Origin of the sequence: Carnobacterium sp. FSL W8-0810 (assembly GCF_038007125.1) — a bacterium.
GTDB lineage: Bacteria > Bacillota > Bacilli > Lactobacillales > Carnobacteriaceae > Carnobacterium_B > Carnobacterium_B inhibens.
In genome coordinates this window covers 39276-58501 of record NZ_JBBOWO010000003.1, presented here as the reverse complement: position 1 = coordinate 58501, position 19226 = coordinate 39276, and the positions used below count along the sequence as shown (strand labels likewise).

The following is a 19226-nucleotide window of genomic DNA, read 5'->3' as shown; positions in this document are numbered from 1 at the left end:
CGAATTATATTACTTAGATAATGCGCCAATCTGTTAGTACAAAAAAAAGACAACGAGTTTTAATCGCTGTCTTTTTTTGTACTAACAATCAAACTATTTATTAATTAAATAAACTCAATACAGTTTGAATCGTACCATTTTCGATCAATATATAAATTCCTAAACCAATAAACACGATAGGAACAATGATTCGTTCATATTTTTCTAACGTTTCGGAAACAAAGGAAATTTTGGCTAATTTATAACTGACACAGCAAAGAACCGCAACAGAGATAGCAAATACGATTAAAGTAATAACAATTTCGGAAACAGCTAGCGAAGTAAAGTAGGGAATATAAATCCCTAAATTATCGCCACCTGACGCAATGGTTATTAAGGCGACAGTCCAAAATAACCGACTGGTTCCTCTAGATTCTAACTTTTCAACGACTTCCTCTTCTTCTTCCTCCTCTTCGCCTATCACAGCGACACGGATACCTAAATAAATTGGAATTAATCCAAGAAATCCAATGATCCAATCTTGCGGAATAAAATTTAGCACATAAGCAGCAAACAAACTTACGGCTACCAAAATGCCTGTTCCAAGATATTGACCCCAAAAAATGTGACGAATACCTTTTTGTGTGTGACTTTGAGAAAAGATAATTAGCAAGATAAACAAATAATCAATGCTGGTAGAAATATAAACAGCGATAGCTGAAAAAATACTTTGTAACAAAATAACTTCCTCCAAACTAAGATTTCATAGATAGATTATCTGATAACTTTAAAAAAACATGAATAGCGGAAAGGATGTCTTCATTCGCTAAAGAGTAATAAACTACTTTTCCATCTTGACGTGATTTTGCCATTCCATGTTTTTTTAAAAAACGTAAATGGTGTGACGTTGTAGCGACACTAGCATTAAGTATTTCTGCTAAATCACAGACACACATTTCCTTATAGGTTTCTAAAGCATAAAAAATTTTAATTCTAGAAGAATCGCTGAAACATTTCCCTAACACAAGTAAGTTTGAAAAATCTTTTTGATCCAATTTTTTTTTTATTACATTTACTTTTTCTTTATGTACGATAGTCACTTGGCAAACTTTTTCCATTCATCTCACCTCACATTCAAACGGTCGTTTGAATGTAGTATATCTATTTGATCACTCGTTTGTCAATCTACCTTAATTTCAATACACTATTATAAGCAATTTCATGTATTGAAAAGCAATTATAAAACTTGATAATATATCATTTTTGATATATTATAGAGGTATACAGAGAGTGATAGGAGTTTCTATGAAAAAATATGAAATAGAGTTCTATGAAGATAAGAAAGGCCAAAGTCAAATAGTGAATTGGATCAAAGAACTGGATAGTAACCCGACTAAAGAAAATAAATCCACCTTAAAAAAGCTCTATTATCAAATGGAACGTCTGGAATATGACGGCACTTTTATAGGTGAGCCTCTTGTTAAACAGATTGAGGGTAAAATTTGGGAATTACGCCCAGTTCCTAATCGCGTATTTTTTGCAACCTTAGAAGATAATGAATTAATTTTATTACACCAGTTTAGAAAAAAATCCCAAAAGACACCCAAAAGAGAAATTGAACAAGCTAAACGTGAATTAGCTGATTGGTTAGAACGCAAGAAAGGATGATTAGTATGAAATGGACAGATGTAAAGAAAGACATTAGCAGCATTTCTCAAGAAGATAAAAATCTGATTGAGTTGACTGCTTTATTAGCCAGTCTCCGTAGAGAAAAGAATATGACTCAAAAAGAATTAGCTGAAAAAGTACATGTTTCTCAGGCTCAAATAGCTCGTGTAGAAAACTTTTCTTATGCTCCTTCTCTAAAGACCATTACAAAAATTGCAGACGGTTTAAACTTAGAGCTGACATTTATAGACAAAACGACTAAAAAACTGGTAAAAAATTAAATTATACGATGAAGCTCTTTCGCTCTAAAATTAAAATAAGCTCTCTCAATACTCAAATAGGTAGCGCCCCCCAAAAGTTAGAGTGAAATCTAAACTTTTGGGGGGCGCTACCGTATTGGCTTCATTTATTTAAATCGTAAAAAAAAGATCAGACAGCAACTTTTGGCTGTCTGATTCTTTTTTTTATTTATTTTGATTTCGATTTTAACATTTTAAGATAACTTTGATAATTTTTATTCCCACCAGATAAATTATAAACTTTTTCAAATCCATAATTTAATAATAAATTTTGAGATGCATTACCAGTTACACCTTTATTACAATAAGTGACCGTTGCTACATATTTGTCTAATTCTACATTTCTTTCTCTCAGTTCAGCCAAAGGAACATGAATTGCTCCTTTAACATGTGATTTGTCATAATCTTTTTTAGAACGTGTATCGATAATTTGTAATTTTTCACCACTATTTTGGCGACGTATTAATTCAGCTGGTGTTAACAATGGATTTCGTTTTAATGCATTATCCAATGCCATTCCCGTATAAAGAATGGGGTCTTTCGTTGTCGCAAATGGTGGTGCATAGGCTAAATCTAAATGGAATAAATCTTCCGATTTTGCTTTAAACGTAATAGCTGTTGCGATTACGTCAATTCGTTTGTCTACGCCACCTTGACCGATAGCTTGTGCACCTAAGATGCGACCGGTTTCTTTATCTGCTAATGCTTTGATAGTCAATTCTTTCCCACCTAAATACTCGGCGTGGTCTGGCTTGATATTATATAAGATTTCAACATCATAACCTTCTTTTTTCGCTTCTTTTTCTGTTAATCCTGTTTGACCGACATGTAGATCAAAGATTCTGAATATTCCTGTTCCTAAGACACCTCTGTGCTCTAAATCGCCACCGGTAATGACATCTCCAGCGATTCGACCCATTTTATTAGCCGTTGAGCCTAACGGACGGTAGATTGGCTTACCTGTAATAACGGAGAAGCTTTCTGCCACATCCCCAACCGCATAAACATCTGGAAGATTAGTTTGCATTTTTTTGTTGACCGCAATTGCTCTTGAAGCTCCCAGTTCTACGCCCATTTCTTTAGCTAATTCTGTATTTGGACGTACACCTGCTGATAAAATAACGATATCTGGTTCAATTGTAATGCCGTTTGTCGTGATAACTCTCTCTACTGACGTTTCTCCTTCAATCGTTTTTACCGTGTCGCTAAGGATTAAATTAACACCTTTTGCACGCATATGCTCTTCTACACGGAAAGTCATATCTGCGTCCATAGGAGGCATGACTTGATCTTCTAATTGAACGATTGTTACTTCTAATCCTTTATGGATTAATTGTTCTGTCATTTCTAAACCAATAAATCCAGCACCAATAATCAATGCTTTTTTAGGTTGTTTAGCTGAATAGGCTCCAATATCTCGTGCGTCTTGAATATTTCGAACTTGGAACACATTATCATACTCTTTTTGATTAAATGGAGGTGGAGTGAATGGAGAAGCCCCTGTAGCAAAAACCAATACATCGTAATTTTCTAGTTTCTTTTCTCCAGAAACAAGATCCGTCACTTCTAACTGTTTGTTGGCATGATCAACTTTTGTCACTTTATGCTCGGTGAAAACTGAAACATTGTATCTCTTTTTGAACCATGCTGCATTTCTCGGGGTTAAGGCACTTAATTCTTCAACTTCGCCACCAATTTGATAAGGAATCCCGCAAACAGAATAAGAAATATCTTTTCCTTGATCGTAAACGATAATTTCAGCTTCTTCTGTGTTTCTTCTAGCTTTAGCTGCTACAGATGTACCAGCAGCGACAGATCCAATAACGACAATTTTCATTTTTTTCGCCTCTTTTCATTTAATTTAAACAATGCTTAATATTCATATCCGTCGAACCAATGTTTTGTTTTATTTGAAAACTTGACTAATAAAAGCATAACAGGAACCTCTACTAATACTCCCACAACGGTTGCTAAAGTTGCACCAGAATTTAATCCAAACAACGCAATTGAGACAGCTACAGCAAGTTCAAAAAAGTTACTTGTTCCGACCATGGCTGCGGGTGCTGCTATTGAGAATGGTAGTTTACACGCTTTAGCTCCACCATAACCAAGAATGAATATGACAATATTTTGAACAATTAGTGGAATAGCAATTAATAAAATATGGAATGGATTACTTAGAATTCGTTCACCTTGGAATGAAAAGATAATAACTAAAGTTAGTAGTAAACCAATTCGAGTTGTGCCATCAAATTTATTCACAAAATCTTTTTCAAAATAATCGTCACCTTTTTGCTTAACGACTTTTTTTCTGACAACAATTCCTAAAACTAAAGGAATAACAATAAAGACAAAAATGGAGAGTAAAAGTGTATTGATAGGGACAGATACGTTACCTATACCCAGTAAAAGTGCCACAATTGGAGCATATAAAAAGAGAACAATAATATCATTGATAGACACTTGCAATAAAGTGTATGCTGGATCACCTTTTGTTAGTTCACTCCAGACAAATACCATAGCCGTACAAGGAGCTGCCCCTAAAAGAATCGCACCAGCTATGTATTCATTGGCTAGTTCTGGACTTAAAAACGGTCTGAATACTACCAAAAAGAAAAAGGCAGAAATTCCATACATGGTAAATGGTTTAATTAACCAGTTTACTACGGTAGTTAAGATTAATCCTTTGGGTTTTTTTGTTGCATTTACAATACTGCTAAAATCAATTTTTAACATCATTGGGAAAATCATTAACCAAATTAAAATAGCTGTTGGAATTGATACATTATAATACTCAAATTGACTTAAAAAATCAGGAATTACAGGAACAAATTGCCCTATTAATACACCTACAATCATTGATAAAGCAACCCATAAACTTAAATAACGTTCCCAAAGTCCAATTCCATTTTCTTTATTTGATACTTTTTCTTTTAAAGCTGATTCTTTCATGATTTTCCTCCAATAATAATCGTATTTAATTTTTTAACGAGAAACAAAAGAAGATAAACTTTTTGCTTCTTTTTGAATGCCTTCAGTCTCACAAATACATTCAGATGAATGTGTTAATAAATGAATGGATCCTTGAATGTATTGCTGGGCTACTTGCTCGTTAATTGAGTAATGTTGCCAAGTCCCTCTTTTTTCGGCTGTAACTAAGCCAGCTTCTACTAATATCTTAATATGGTGAGACAAAGTAGGTTGAGTAAAATCAAAATGTTCTAAAATATCACACGCACACATTTCTCCGCACGACAACATATCTAGTATTTTTACGCGTTTTGGCTCCGAAAGCGCTTTGGCAACCTTCGCATATTCTTCGTAAGTCATTTTTATTCTCCTTTCTACTTAATTACAGTGAGACTTCTGCTTCTTCCAAGCATAGATTCAGCCACTTAGATAGTTCTTTATTAGTTGGATAGTCGTTAATTTTAACAACTGTTTCATCATTCAATACCGTTATAGGCAAACAGTCAATCCCTTTTTCTTGGATTAACTGCGTTACCGTTTGATTTCGAACGAATGAGTCCGGATTGGCACTTAAATTATATCGAATGAATTGTTTCCCTTTTATCTTCCGTATTTGTTGAAAGAGACTTGTTATACGGATCAGATTTCCATCTACAGAAGGTCCACAAATGCCTGTGCTACAGCACATTGGAGGTTCATAAAGAGTTATTTTATCCACTTTTATTCTCTTCCCTTCAACTAATTGATTCTAAAATTGCGATATGGATTTCCCTTTCACTTCAGTAGAATGCCACTCGACTACCGCAAAATGATCATTGGATAGTTCTGCTACTTTATTGATCCAAGTAACCTCGCTTTGAGCACGAGCTCTTAATACGTCATTCGTTGTACCACTTGTTAGCATACTATTGTTTATGACCCACCAAGTATGAGCGATTTTGGCACGATCTAAATCTTCTTGTAGGCGCATAGATTCATAGACTGGCGTATTTTCAGGTAAAGTAACCATGACCACTTCTGTTTGTTCAGGGTCTTGTAAGACTGGCAACAGTCTACGAACGGACTCAGGAACTTCACCAGAAGTTCGTTCCACTTCTTTAGCATAACTTTGAGAGGAATCTAACAATAATAAAGTATGTCCAGTTGGGGCTGTATCAATGACGACTACATCACAATCAACTGTAGCAACAATCTCTGCAAATCGTCTGAAAACGGCAATTTCTTGAGTACAAGGCGAGCGTAAATCTTCTTCAACATAGTCCAATTCCTCAGAAGACATGGTCTTACGAGCTTTAGATAAAACTTCTTCTTTATAGTCCTGTAATTCTTTTTTTTCGTCAATATGACTCATTTTAATGTTTTCCGATTCAGTGATTACAAATTCCAAATGAGCGGCAGGGTCTGTTGTTGCTAAATGAACTTTTTTCCCTTTAGCTGCCAATCCTGTTGCTAGTGTAGCAGCAATCGTAGTTTTACCAACGCCACCTTTACCCATAGTGAAAACAACTTTTTTATTTGTGCGATCTAATTCATCTACAATGTGTTGTAACTTAGGGTAATCCATTACTTCTGGAGCTTCTACAACGGCATTTGTTTGATCTGATGTTAAGAGTAACCGCAAGTTTTCAACGCCTGTTACGTTATATGAGCGTAATGGAACAATAAATGTTGGAAATTGTTTCAAATTTTCAGGCATATTTTTTAACGTTAATTGTTGTTCATCATAAATCTTTTGAGAAATGTTATCTGTCGGTCTTTCTAATAAACCATTGATAATTAATTGTTGATTTAACACACCGATTTCTTTTAATTCTTCAGAAGCTCTATTCGCTTCTACCAGTGGTCCGTTTTGTGGACGTGTCACTAACATTAAGGTTGTTTTTGTACCTTCTGATAATGTGTTTACTGCGTGTTTATACATTTCTTGCTTATCTCCAAGTCCAGAGAGCTGACCCATACATGAAACACCAGTAGTGTTTTCATCCAAAAAGTTACTCCAAGCAGAAGGCAGTTGCAACATTCTTAATGTATGCCCCGTAGGGGCAGTATCAAAAATAATGTGATCATATTGAGCTTCAACTTCTGGATTCGTTAAAAATCCAGCAAATTCATTAAATGACGCAATTTCAACGGTACAAGAACCTAATAATTGTTCTTCCATGTTGTCTACAGCTGATTCAGGTAAAACTCCTCTATACGGACCAACAACACTTTCCATATAGTCACGTGCAGCAGTAATTGGATCAAAGTTCGCTACTGTTAATCCCTTAACTTCTGGAATTTCTAAGCCGTTGTTCGTTAATTCTTTCTCAAAAACATCTTGTAAATTACTCGCGGGATCCGTACTCACTAACATAACGTTCTTTCCACTATCCGCTAAAGAAACTGCGGTAGCACAAGCTGTAGATGTTTTTCCTACTCCGCCTTTACCAGTAAAGAAAAGATATTTTGTAAGGTTTAATTGTTCTGGTTGATAATTTTTCATTTTTTAAAATCCTCCTAACAACATCCTGAGTTTGATCCACAGCAGCCACCGTCATTTGATTCCACTGGGACAAATCTAACTCCTGTAAAAGCAGTTATTTCTTCGATTGAAGGGTATCCTCCAAATTTAACTATCTCACCATTTAATAGTGTTGCTGGCAACGCATCAGCGCCCTTTTCTTGCAATAATTTACTCATTTGTTCGTTTTCTACAAATGTTTGAGGATCACTAGATAAATTGTATCTTTTAGCTTGAAACCCCTCTAATGTATCTAAAGCGTTCATAACTGAAGTAATTTGTAATAAGTCTTCATTTACAGATGGTCCACATACACCTGTGCTACAGCACATTGCTGGTTCAAATAATGCTAATTCTGTCATAATTTTTTTGCTCCTTTGTATAGAATTTATTTTGACACTAATACATAGACAATCGTCTATATACAATATAGAACTTTATCTATCTATAGTCAATAAAAAATAATTTTGAGTAATTGTACTAGCTTAAATTCCTGCCGCCATCTTTAAGAGTACCTCTGATTAGCAAAAAAATAACCTCAAAATATCAAGGTTCTGAATACATGATTCTATGTAATTTCATGTGTTAAAACTTAATAGGAATTTAAATTTTATTATTAGATTTTTTAATCATTCACACGAAAATTAATTTTATAAAGAGCATACTCTATACTCTTATTTTTTTTTCAAGAACTCAAAAAAGCGGAAACTCCCAGAATTTTAAATCTGGGAGTTTCCGCTTTTGTCATTTCAAGGATGGACTATTGTCCCAGCCTCTTCTAGTTTATTCTTAAGATATTTTTACTGTCTCTGCAGGTGCTGATACTTCTTTTTATTCTTTTCGACCTTTCAACTTATACTTCATTAATCTCATGGCATTGAAAATTACCACCAGGATACTACCTTCATGAACCAACATTCCGATAGACATATTCATCCATTCGCTGAAGAAGACGCTGGTCAACAAGACCAACACTACTCCAATTGAAATCGCGATATTTTGTTTCATATTATTTGCGGTGGCTTTTACTATTCCTAATGCGTGAGGCAAGTTGCTGAAGTTCGAGTTCATTAAAACGACATCGGATGTTTCGATCGCTACGTCCGTTCCGCTTCCCATTGCGATGCCAATGTCTGCTAAAGCTAAGGACGGACTATCGTTAACGCCATCTCCAACAAAGGCTACAATTTGACCACGTTGTTGGAGTTTTCCGATATAAGCCGATTTGTCTTCCGGCAACATGTGGCCGTGAGCTTCGGTCAAACCAAGTTCGCCTGCGACCACATCAACGGTTCCTTGGTTATCTCCTGAAAGAACGACTAGATTTTTTACGCCCAGGTCTTTTAATTCCTGCAAATTAGCTTTCACACCCGGACGGACTTGGTCGCGAATGCCCATCAGTACTTTTAATTCACCGTCGACCGCTGTCAAAACGAGAGAGTTCCCTTGTTGTTCAAACCGTTTGACATCTTTTTGCACTTTTTTGCTGAGAGTGACCTTTTCTTTTTCCATCAAGGCCACATTCCCAACAGCCACTCTATGTCCAGCTATACTTGAAACGATTCCGCCGCCTTTCACGACTTCAGTTCCTTCAACAGGATAAAAGTTTGTTTCTCCAATTTGATTTAAGACCGCTTTTGCTAACGGATGATCTGATTCCCGTTCCACACTGGCCAGATAGCCAAGCGTTTCAGCAGAATCTTTTTCATACAGTTCAGTCGCTGCAACGGTTGGGTTTCCGACAGTTAAAGTACCTGTCTTATCAAATACAATTGTATCCACATTGCTGAAGTCTTGAATGACTTCACTCCCTTTTAAAAGAACACCGTTACGAGCACCATTCCCAATACCGGCAACGTTTGAGACAGGCACTCCGATAACTAATGCGCCTGGGCAACCTAGAACCAAGATGGTGATTGCTAACTCAATATTTTGACTGAACGCCCATACAACAATTGCCAGAACCAAGACAGCTGGTGTGTAGTATTTAGAAAAGCGATCAATGAACCGTTCCGCTTCGGACTTAGAATCTTGTGCTTCTTCCACGAGTTCAATAATTTTTCCAAATGTGGTGTCCTCACCAACTCGATCAGCTCTGATTTGAATCGTTCCGTTTTCTAAAATGGTTCCTGCAAAAACTTCTGCATCAGCTAGCTTGTTGACCGGAACAGCTTCCCCAGTAATGCTAGCTTCATTGATATGCCCTTCCCCCGTAAGGACTGTGCCATCTACTGGAACTTTCGCACCCGTTTTAACGAGCAAGATATCCCCTTCATCTACATCATCCACTTCTACTTCTTCAAATTCGCCATTATCCATTTGTTTCAAGGCGCTTTCGGGTGCCATTTCAGTCAATTCTTTGATAGCAGATCGCGTTTGGTTCAATGTTCGTTGTTCCAAGTAGTGTCCGAATAAGAATAAGAACGTGACAATAGCCGATTCTTCATAATTTTGAATAAAAAGCGCACCAATCGCTGCAATACTGACTAAGACATCAATACTGATGACTTTGACTTTCATTGCTTGAAACGCTTGAATGGCAATTGGCGTAATCCCAAAGACAGAGGCGATGATCAAAGACCACTCTGAAAGTCCTACGTTTTCTAAAACAAAGTGACTGAAGAAACCGAGTGCGATTAACAATCCACTGATGACGGTGATAACATTTTTCTTGCTTAATATATATTGTTGCATGCTTTTTCCCTCCAAATTTAATTTCTCTTTTATTGATAAACACAGTATAAGATAATTGCCTAAGTAATTAATTGACTGATATCAAGTTTTGAAAAATACGTGTCCCTTTTCACTATTTTTTTGATCTAACAGCCTCAATGACACTTATTCCTCTTTACAGTTATAACGATACCCACTTTTTATCGAATAAAAATTGACGGCTATCAAGTTTAGAAAGTTCTCTTTTATCGTTTCTAAGCACCTCGAATCGGATTGCAACAAAAAAGCAATCCCGGAAAAATAGCTTTTCTTCCAGAATTGCCTAGTTCATTTAATCTGTTAAGCGGCCTTGACTTTTGCTTTAAGGACCGGATAGCCTACGTTTTCGATAGCTTTTTGAATCTCTTCAATCGAAGTGACCGCTGAATCAAAATTGGTTTTGACTTTGCTGGAGTTGAATAATACTTTAATGCTGTCTTTATCAATACCGTTAACTGATTTCAAGGCACCTTCAATTTTTTGCATACAACTTGGACAAGACAACGTTTCTAATTGCAATATAGCTTTTTCCATAATTCCTATCTCCTTTATGTGTTTTTATTTTATCGGCAGCAGATTAATGAACACTGCCTTTTCCTCTTTACAACTGTAGTATAGCTCACTTTTAGCAAACGAAAATTGACGCATATCAAGTTTTGCACTTCTTTTTATCTTTTTGCTCAATTCACCATCTTAATAGTCTTTTTCTGCCCCTTATTGCCATCAGAATAATAAGAAATTGGTGGATAGTCTTGTCTGCGTATAAACCATACTACAATCGCGCCAATAAACAGGGCCAGAGACAAGGCTTGCGAAACGCGGATCCACTCGCCAATCCATAAACTGTCCGTTCGCATACCTTCAATGAAGAACCGACCCACTGAGTACCACAAAACGTAACTCAAAGCGACTTCTCCTTGACGCAAAAGCTGTTTTCGGTTCCGTATAGTGACGATGAGGACAAAGCCCAACAAACTCCACAATGACTCGTATAAAAAAGTCGGATGGTAGTAGGTACCATTGATATTCATTTGTTCAATGATAAATTCAGGTAAATAAAGATTTTCCAAGAATTGACGAGTAACCGGTCCACCATGAGCTTCCTGATTCATAAAATTGCCCCAACGACCAATGGACTGGGCTAACAATACATTGGGCGCTAAAATATCAAGAACGAGTGCCAAAGAAGTACCTTTTTTCTTTGCATACCAATATAGCGTACCCCCTCCTGCAATCAATCCCCCATAAATCGCAATGCCGCCATTCCAAATCGCAAGGATTTGTCCTGGATTTTGCAGATAATAACCAAGTTCAAATAACACATAATAAAGCCGAGCGCCGAGGAGTCCAATCGGAATTGCCCATAAGGCCATATCGATAATGGTATCCTCTTCCAGTCCTTTTTTCTTTGCTTCCTTGGTGCTCAACTGGAGAGCCGCTAATATGCCCGCTGCAATAATGACTCCATACCAATGAATCACAACAGAACCAATCTCCACCGCATGGGGATTCAAAACGCCTAATACGAATTCCATTCTATTTGCTCCATTTCTTCAATTTTTCGCGTCATTCTAGTCATGGTGATGCTGAACAAGATTCCGGCTAAGCTCCATGGAAACCAAACAGTGAATACACTTTTATCTCCCTGGTCACTCGCTTCGTAATACGCCACTTTTCCGTGTCCGATTACGCCGGCTCCTTTTACAACTTCCTCTTCTTTTTCCATAGCTAACCTATCTGCCTCAACAACGTTAGACGTTTTTGCTTCGCCGCCAATCGTGTTCTTGGTGAAAGGGACGACAAAGAATGCACCCGCTGCTGACAACGTGATGGCAACTATCACCCAAAAATAATGCACATTCACCCCTACTTATTTTTACGTTTTGTTCGACAACCCTATCTTAAAGAAAAATAAAACAAAAAAAACTTGAGGGTTATCATGTTTGTGCTTTTATTTTTCCAATGAATGAAGGTCGTTCTGTCTTAAAAAAGCCAAAAACGGACAGATGGAAGCAAAAGCACTGAGTTCTGTCCCGTTGTTAATGAAGAGCGACAGAACACCAACGTGTAGAAAAAAGTGTGTCCGATTATTCGCTGTAAAGCAATAAATCATCTAAATCCTGAATCTTGATCCTTTTCCCAGACAGCTGTTGAATCAATCCCTCGTCCTCCAATTCTCCAAATTTGCGACTGATGGTCTCAGGTGTCGTTCCTAAATAGGAAGCAATGTCCTTTTTTGCCATCGGCAGGGTGATGGTGGGAGAGTTGCCCATTTCAGGTTCCACATTTTCTGCCAAAAACAAAACTAAACGGGTAATGACACTCTCCACAGCTACTTGTGCGGTTTGACGTTCGGAGCTTTCTAACCGCTGCGACATCTCTCCTAGCAGCTTTAACGAAATTGCAGGATACTCTTTTAGAAACTCTTGTACATCCTGTTGTTGAATCATGCAGACAGACGTATCTCGAGTAGCTTCTGCGTATTCCTCGTGCACAGCATCAGGATTGAACAGCGTCCATTCTCCCGTAAAGTCACCCGGATTCAAAATACGAACTAGTTGCTCTTTGCCAGAATCAGACAAGCGATAGATGCGGACTTTTCCGCGATTCACAATATACAAGGCATCATCTTTTTCTTGCGAGCGAAACAGAAACTCCCCTTTTTGATAGTGATTCGTGTGAGCTTTTCTAGCGATGCAATCCATCGAGCTTTCCTCCAAATGATTGAATATCGGGACTAAGCGGATACAAGCTGAGTGGTCTCCTGTTGCATGTGGTTGGGTGTATTGAGTCAATTCGTTCTTCCCCTTTATCAGTTTATTGTCCTTTTTTTAACTTTCCTATATTTAGTATAAAGGCCCCCTACCTCAAAAAAATTGACTCTCATCAAGAAAAGTCTTTTTAACGGCAAAAAAATAGGAGCTGGAAAGAGTCCCAACCCCAAAATCTTTAATTTTTAAATGTATGTTTACGAAAAACCTAATCTTCATCCTCATCAAACGCATCGTCGTCTTCCAATGCCTCTTTGCCAATGAACGCTTGCAGCATCCAAATGTTTTTATCTAAGTCATTTTTAAAAGCAATCAGTGTATCTTCTAAAGCATCGTCACCCTCATCTTGTACTAAACGAATAGCACGAATCGTTAATTCACGGGTACTTCTGAAATCTTCGATAATATTTTCAACCATGTCTTCTGCTTTAGCGTATTTATTGATGGCATCTTCTGAAAGCATGGAATATTTTTCAAATTCAGCGGTGGTTGAAGCCGGTTTATGACCGGAAATAATCAAGCGTTCTGCTAGTTTGTCGAACCATTCTTCGTTTTGATTATACAATTCTTCAAATTTTTCATGCAGAGTGAAGAAATTAGCGCCATTTACATACCAGTGATATTGGTGCAATTTCACATGTAAAGTATGCATGTTCCCTAAAAGATGATCCGAAATGGCCGCTGCATTAATTTTTGTATGATGGACATGTTCCTTGTGTTCTTGTTCTTCTTGCAATCTTTCTTGGGGTGTTCTTTCTTGAGTAGCTTTATTTTCAGTCATGATTTATTCCTCCTATAATTTTGGTTTGTTTAAAATAGCTTTCTTTGATTCCTCCTTTTTCTTTACTGAATTTAGTATAGGATAGATTTCCGTTAAAAAAATTGACGCTCATCAAGAAAAGTATTTCTTAATAGACGCCAGGCTTCTCTATTAAATTCAACTGAAATAATCAAAGGAATGAAGTCGTTCCCTCCAAACAAAAATTTCATTAAAGTAGGGTCTAAAGAAAGAATAGCAACTATACTTTGTCAAGAGACCTGACTGCTATTTTTTTGCTTGTTATTCTTCATTTACCAAAGGTCTTGTCTTGCAGTATATTTAATACTCTTTCTCACTAGTGTTGCATGCAACACTAGTGAGAAAGAGTATTAAATAAGATTAACCTAGACGAATAACTTTACTTTATTTATGTCATACCATAAATAAAAATTGAAAAGAATTTTTTTATTTATTTTTAGTAGATCGATTAATAGGAGTTTTAGCTTATGGAATACCTATATTATTATTAGTTTTGACTGGTTTTTATTTTTATGACGGTTTGTCAAATTAATCTCTTATTTTGCAATACATGATTCTAAGCAATTTCATGTATTCCTATAAACTTAATAGTATCTGTTATCCAATACAAATACTCTAAGAAAGTTTACATATTATCACTTATAGGTTATAATATGTATATGAAAAAATATAATTTCGATATCTATGAAAAAGAAAACGGAGAAACACCTTTCTTGGATTATTTAGATAGCCTAGATGTAAAATCTAGAGCTAAAGTACTAAGAGCAATAACTATTGTAGAAGATTTTGGAGTCCATTCTCCACCAGGGTATATTGATCACTTAGATGATGGCATTTACGAAATCCGAGTAAAATTCTCAAGCAATATTTTTAGGTGTTTATATTTTCATTTTACTAATAATAAATATATTATCACGCATGGTTTCACGAAGAAAACACAAAAAACTCCCGCAAGAGAAATTACCAAATCTAAAGAGTATCGTAAAGACTACCTAGAAAGAAAGGGTGAAAAAGATGGAAAATAAACTAAAAGGATACTTTGATACCCAAATGGAGAATCCGGAATTTGCTGAAGCATGGAAAGAAACTGAAGCGAGCTATCAAGCTGCAACTATTCTTTTAAGAATTAGAGAAGAAAAACAATTAACTCAATCTGAATTAGCTACTTTAACTGGAAAAAAACAATCTTATATTTCTCGAGTTGAAAAAGGAACACAAAACATTAGTGTACAAACATTAAGTAATATCGTAGAATCTGTAGGCGGAAAACTCAAATTAGAAGTAGTCGTTTAACTTTGTAGCGATTCCTAAAATAACATGTACAAAAATATCTTATTTGCTATTATGTAATTAATTAAACCTATTGGTAGATAAACACAAGAATAAGGACCACCAAACTTACCTATATTTTATATGAGTTTGGTGGCCCTTATTCTGTTTGATACATGAAACTATCTAATTTAATGTATCTAAGCCAAATAAATCCGCTGAAATTTTTAAACTAATCTATATGTATTTGTATTTTATAATTTCTTTTGTGACTTCTGATCAACAAAAGAGTCATATTCATCTTTGAAAACTTGAAGAAATTCTTCTAATAGCTGTTCATCTTGCTTTTGCACAGCTACATTTGACCAAAAAGATACTTCACTTGATTCATCCTCGGTCTCATCAAAAATGTCTGACCAGTCTTCAACAACAGAATCCGTCAGTGGTTTGAAGTGGTCAATTATTGAAATGCGTTTATCAGTTGAACATTTTTCTTTAAAAAAGACAATGAACGCTTTAACATCAGCCATTGATTTTTGAACTTCATCAGATTCTTGAATTCTATTTTCTAACTCCCTGCGACTTTTAGTCTTACTTTCCTCAGTAAACCCCTCGAAAGTAATCTCCCATAGTAATTCGCTTAAAAAATCGATTTTAGGTATATCCAATGGAAATATAACGTTATAATGGAGCATCTCTTCAAAAGAAAGATAATCAACTGAGTAGTGCTTTCCGTCTTCATTAAAGGTACAAAAAATATCGATCACTATTTCATCTGTAAAAGCATCTTCAATCCATTTAGCGGTAAAAGTATATCCACCCCTAGAAACAGCATCCGTTGTGTCTGCTCTATCCAATTCTTCTCTCAACTGAACTAACTTTTCTTTGATATTACCAACAGTAACCTCTTCCTCTTGGTAATAGTGTTTCTTCCAGTAGTTAGCGATAGTCTGTATTATTTCATCGTTAAATAAATAGTTTGTTACAACCTCTTTTAAGATCATCCTTTGTCTTCCTCCATTCTTTTATTTCAAGCCCAATCCATCAAATAAATACAATGTACTTATTTCACTTCACGTTCCAATGTATTTAGGATCGAAAATAGAATATCTTTATTCTCATCAGGAACAGGAAAATCTATTGTTCCTCCTCGTGTCACAGAGAAAACTGACTGTGACAGAAACAGTGAATCAGCTTCTACAATCTCTTTCACAGTTTCTTTGGTCGCTTCAAAATGAAATTGTAATCCTATCGCATTGAACAGGCGAAACCCTTGGTTTTCCCACTTTTCAGTAGAATATAAAGGCGTAGCATGGCAAGGTTTTGTAAATCCTTCACCATGCCAATGAAGCACAGTATACTCTTTACTAGGATGAAAGTTTTGCGTTAAAGAGGTCACCGAGTGCCAACCAACTTCTTTAGGAGTAGAAATAATATCACTTCCATAGGCTTTAGCTAATTGTTGTGCACCTAAACAAATTCCTAACATCGGTTTCCCACTATCGACGACTTCTTTTATCAGATGACGTTCATCTTGTATCCATTGTTCTGTGTCATTCGAACTCATTGGTCCACCTAAAACAATTAAGAAAGACACTTCTTCCTCTTTGGGAAAAGGCTCTCCATTAAATACTTTTATTAGTTCGACTGTATGATTATTCTCTTGTATCCAGTCCATAATTCGACCAGGTTTTTCAAATGAAACATGTTGAATAATATGTATATTCATACTACCCTCCTTACTAAATATAGTAGTTCATTTTTCCGTAAAGATTTTTTATTAAGTAATTATATTTATTTGTATTTTATGTTTCTCAGTGATCTATTTTAACTATTCTTAAAAATTATCTAAGCTATAAGCAAACTCAATTTCCATACCTTATTCTTTTACTCATTGATTCGTTACCATCATAAGATATATATCCTTTTATTTACTACATAACTTAAATAAAAGGGGTTGACCTAAGGTTTCTCATTTGCTAGCCGAGGTGAGAGAAATTGGTGAGATGAGCATAGTTGTACCCTAGCAAAGCCTAAAAATATATTTAAGCTGAACTAGAGTACGAATGTGTCTTTTATGTATGTTCTAGCCTCGGATCGAGTCGGAGCCTGCTTCACATGCTATATCGTCGGTGTTGTTGTCTCAACACGCTTAAAACACTCTTAAAATCCACCCTAAGAGTCTTGTTTTAAGCTACCAGTCTAAATCAGACCTGGATTACCGCCCCCACCAGTTCAAATCGGTCGTGGTCACCATTCAGAACAATAGAGGATATAGCGACCCTATTTGATTGTTCCTAGCATTCCTTATTGCAGCGGCGTATGCTTAACCTGTCTACTTAAATGCTGTCACGCACACAGCTTGGCTCCTGTGTTGGTAAAAAAGCCACTACTAATTGCCAACAGTTTAAATAGTTGGTATAATAGTAATACAAAACATTGAATTTAGTTGTCTCGTAGATTGCCGTCTACGGGGCTTTTTTTTATTTAATTATATTATTACTTTTTGAATTAATCTAAATTTACTACACTATTTTTTTTTTGTAAAACCTTATTTTATAAGCAATACAGGGTTTTTATGTAGATGTGTCTACATGTAGACGTGTAGATTTGTAGATGCGTCTACATGTAGACGTGTAGATTTGTAGATACGTCTACAATAGTCTTGAAACCGTTATACTAAAAGGATTTATAGTTGTAGATACGTCTACATGTAGATTTGTAGATTTGTAGATGCGTCTACATGTAGACGTGTAGATTTGTAGATGCGTCTACATGTAGACGTGTAGACGTGTTTTTTTGATAACGTTTGACATCTATATACAGCATGGTATATTAACTATATAATACAACATGTAGATTTGTAGACGAATTAGAAAAGAGGGGTAATATGGCTAAAGTAATAACATATGGTAATTTTAAAGGTGGAACAGGAAAGACCACAAATAGTGCAATGATGGCTTACATGTTATCTAAATTGGGGTACAAGACATTGTTAGCTGATTTAGATCCTCAAGCCAATGCAACATCTTTGTATTTACATACTAAACAAAGAATTACAAATAATATTGTTACTTTTGATAAGACCTTAATGTCTGCTATAGCTGATGAGGATTTGTCTGATATCATCATCGAAATAAAAGACAATTTATATTTGCTTCCTAGCTTCGCTGATTTTACGTCTTTTCCTTTATTTTTAGAAAAGAAATTTCCCAATAGTCAGTTAAAACGAGTTACTTTTCTAAAAGGATTAATTGAAAAAATTAAAGATGATTATGATTTTATTTTGATAGACGTTCCACCTACATTAAGCACCTATACAGATTCAGCATTATTAGCATCTGATTATACAATTATTGTATTACAAACCCAAGAACGTTCTCTAGTAGGGGCAGAAGCTTATGTAGGATATCTACAAGAGTTAGTTGACAACTACGATGCAAATTTTGATATTCTAGGTGTTCTACCGGTATTATTGAAAAATAATTCTAAGGTAGACGAAGCTACGCTTGATACTGCAAAAGAAAAATTTGGAGAAGAAAATCTCTTTAAAAATTTAGTAAAAAATATGGAACGATTGAAACGTTATGACATTGTAGGCATAGTTGATTCAGATTTAGACAATAAATATGATATACATGATAAAAGAGTAATGGCACTTTATAAAAAAGTTACCGAAGAAATGCTCAGTCGCTTAAAAGAGTTCGATTCTTAAAGAAATAAACCATATTAAGTGTTTAAAAGTAATGCTCATACTCACAAGAAAGGAAGAGGACTATTATGGCTGACAGTCTATTAAATAAAAATAAGAATAAAGGTAAACGTAATCTTCTTGAACGAAAAGAAGAAGTAAAACCAAAAGAGGCTTTTAATCGAGCTAGCTTATTTACAGTCGATGAATCTCAGCAAGATCAATTTGACCAAAAAAAAGAATCTATTCAAAAAAGCGCAAAAGGAAAGACGACAACTATTAGATGTGCAGCAGATACCTCACATCGATTAAATGCAATTATTACTTCATTTAGTTTAAACAGTGTAAATGAATTATTAGAAATTTTATTAGACAATTACGAAGCTTCTTTAACTCAAGATGAAAGAAGAGAAATTAAGACTTTACAAGAGGTTTACCAACGAAAATCTATAAAGTAGATTTGTAGACGTGTCTACATGTAGACGCAGTGAAATTATTCATGAATTAGATAAGGTTAACATATTCTAACAAATAGTTTTATATTTTTAGAGGTTAGGAGGTCTTC

At 35.5% G+C, this 19226-nt stretch carries 22 protein-coding genes; 6 read left to right on the top strand and 16 right to left on the bottom strand.

From position 1 onward, the window contains the following. Positions 1-100: 100 nt before the first annotated feature. Together NST49_RS12020 and NST49_RS12015 are read right to left on the bottom strand one after the other, a co-directional pair. A complete protein-coding gene (locus NST49_RS12020) occupies positions 101-718 on the bottom strand; it encodes a CadD family cadmium resistance transporter (RefSeq protein ID WP_035020741.1) in 618 nt (205 codons plus the stop codon). Positions 719-734: 16 nt separating this feature from the next. Beyond that, complete coding sequence (locus NST49_RS12015; protein ID WP_341048939.1) at positions 735-1097, bottom strand: ArsR/SmtB family transcription factor; 363 nt, start codon at positions 1095-1097, stop codon at positions 735-737. 187 nt (positions 1098-1284) lie between these two features. Between NST49_RS12015 and NST49_RS12010 the strand changes: the two genes are divergently transcribed. Next, complete coding sequence (locus tag NST49_RS12010) at positions 1285-1647, top strand: type II toxin-antitoxin system RelE/ParE family toxin (protein WP_035020746.1); 363 nt, start codon at positions 1285-1287, stop codon at positions 1645-1647. 5 nt (positions 1648-1652) lie between these two features. Continuing rightward, positions 1653-1928: a helix-turn-helix transcriptional regulator gene (locus NST49_RS12005; RefSeq protein WP_051923348.1), complete on the top strand. Its 276-nt coding sequence runs from the start codon at positions 1653-1655 to the stop codon at positions 1926-1928. A gap of 187 nt (positions 1929-2115) precedes the next feature. On the opposite strand, the gene NST49_RS12000 is transcribed toward NST49_RS12005, so the two are convergent. The 12 genes from NST49_RS12000 to NST49_RS11945 all read right to left on the bottom strand — a co-directional run bounded on the left by NST49_RS12000 (position 2116) and on the right by NST49_RS11945 (position 13683). Next, complete coding sequence (locus NST49_RS12000) at positions 2116-3783, bottom strand: FAD-dependent oxidoreductase (protein WP_187949137.1); 1668 nt, start codon at positions 3781-3783, stop codon at positions 2116-2118. A 35-nt stretch (positions 3784-3818) separates the two neighbouring features. Next, complete coding sequence (gene arsB / locus NST49_RS11995) at positions 3819-4898, bottom strand: ACR3 family arsenite efflux transporter (protein ID WP_187949138.1); 1080 nt, start codon at positions 4896-4898, stop codon at positions 3819-3821. A 33-nt stretch (positions 4899-4931) separates the two neighbouring features. Next, positions 4932-5276 (bottom strand): ArsR/SmtB family transcription factor, encoded by a 345-nt coding sequence (locus tag NST49_RS11990; protein WP_089977188.1) that lies wholly within the window; start codon positions 5274-5276, stop codon positions 4932-4934. Between the two features lie 22 nt (positions 5277-5298). Then, positions 5299-5634, bottom strand: a complete 336-nt coding sequence (gene arsD / locus NST49_RS11985; protein WP_341048932.1) for an arsenite efflux transporter metallochaperone ArsD — start codon at positions 5632-5634, stop codon at positions 5299-5301. A gap of 30 nt (positions 5635-5664) precedes the next feature. Beyond that, positions 5665-7401, bottom strand: coding sequence for an arsenical pump-driving ATPase (gene arsA / locus NST49_RS11980; protein ID WP_187949139.1), 1737 nt, complete (start codon positions 7399-7401; stop codon positions 5665-5667). Between the two features lie 14 nt (positions 7402-7415). After that, positions 7416-7781 carry an arsenite efflux transporter metallochaperone ArsD gene (gene arsD / locus NST49_RS11975; RefSeq protein WP_341048930.1) on the bottom strand — a complete coding sequence of 122 codons (366 nt, stop codon included), beginning with the start codon at positions 7779-7781 and terminating at the stop codon, positions 7416-7418. Between the two features lie 469 nt (positions 7782-8250). Then, a complete protein-coding gene (locus tag NST49_RS11970) occupies positions 8251-10113 on the bottom strand; it encodes a heavy metal translocating P-type ATPase (protein ID WP_023176482.1) in 1863 nt (620 codons plus the stop codon). Between the two features lie 318 nt (positions 10114-10431). Continuing rightward, entirely contained in the window at positions 10432-10665 is a 234-nt protein-coding gene (locus NST49_RS11965; RefSeq protein WP_003125439.1) for a heavy-metal-associated domain-containing protein, read from the bottom strand. Between the two features lie 146 nt (positions 10666-10811). Further along, positions 10812-11666, bottom strand: coding sequence for a prolipoprotein diacylglyceryl transferase (gene lgt / locus NST49_RS11960; RefSeq protein WP_003109035.1), 855 nt, complete (start codon positions 11664-11666; stop codon positions 10812-10814). Further along, positions 11651-11989 carry a hypothetical protein gene (locus tag NST49_RS11955; RefSeq protein WP_003102891.1) on the bottom strand — a complete coding sequence of 113 codons (339 nt, stop codon included), beginning with the start codon at positions 11987-11989 and terminating at the stop codon, positions 11651-11653. The genes lgt and NST49_RS11955 overlap by 16 nt, the downstream gene beginning before the upstream one ends. 229 nt (positions 11990-12218) lie before the next feature. Next, the gene (locus tag NST49_RS11950; protein ID WP_341048924.1) at positions 12219-12926 is read right to left on the bottom strand and encodes a Crp/Fnr family transcriptional regulator; all 708 of its coding nucleotides are present in this window, start codon (positions 12924-12926) and stop codon (positions 12219-12221) included. Between the two features lie 184 nt (positions 12927-13110). Then, positions 13111-13683, bottom strand: a complete 573-nt coding sequence (locus NST49_RS11945) for a Dps family protein (RefSeq protein ID WP_023176479.1) — start codon at positions 13681-13683, stop codon at positions 13111-13113. Positions 13684-14354: 671 nt separating this feature from the next. On the opposite strand from NST49_RS11945, the gene NST49_RS11940 reads away from it, so the two are divergent. Both NST49_RS11940 and NST49_RS11935 read left to right on the top strand, forming a co-directional pair. After that, entirely contained in the window at positions 14355-14726 is a 372-nt protein-coding gene (locus NST49_RS11940) for a type II toxin-antitoxin system RelE/ParE family toxin (RefSeq protein WP_023176478.1), read from the top strand. Beyond that, positions 14716-14994 (top strand): helix-turn-helix domain-containing protein, encoded by a 279-nt coding sequence (locus tag NST49_RS11935; RefSeq protein ID WP_023176477.1) that lies wholly within the window; start codon positions 14716-14718, stop codon positions 14992-14994. The genes NST49_RS11940 and NST49_RS11935 overlap by 11 nt, the downstream gene beginning before the upstream one ends. A gap of 230 nt (positions 14995-15224) precedes the next feature. On the opposite strand, the gene NST49_RS11930 is transcribed toward NST49_RS11935, so the two are convergent. Then, a complete protein-coding gene (locus tag NST49_RS11930; RefSeq protein WP_341048919.1) occupies positions 15225-15974 on the bottom strand; it encodes a DUF6557 family protein in 750 nt (249 codons plus the stop codon). A gap of 59 nt (positions 15975-16033) precedes the next feature. Next, complete coding sequence (locus NST49_RS11925; protein WP_341048917.1) at positions 16034-16699, bottom strand: type 1 glutamine amidotransferase; 666 nt, start codon at positions 16697-16699, stop codon at positions 16034-16036. A 1161-nt stretch (positions 16700-17860) separates the two neighbouring features. Here NST49_RS11925 and NST49_RS11920 point away from each other — a divergent pair. Further along, on the top strand, positions 17861-18685 hold the full coding sequence (locus NST49_RS11920) for a ParA family protein (RefSeq protein WP_341048915.1): 825 nt from the start codon (positions 17861-17863) through the stop codon (positions 18683-18685). A gap of 65 nt (positions 18686-18750) precedes the next feature. Continuing rightward, a complete protein-coding gene (locus NST49_RS11915) occupies positions 18751-19119 on the top strand; it encodes a hypothetical protein (RefSeq protein WP_341048913.1) in 369 nt (122 codons plus the stop codon). The last annotated feature ends 107 nt before the right edge of the window (positions 19120-19226 follow it).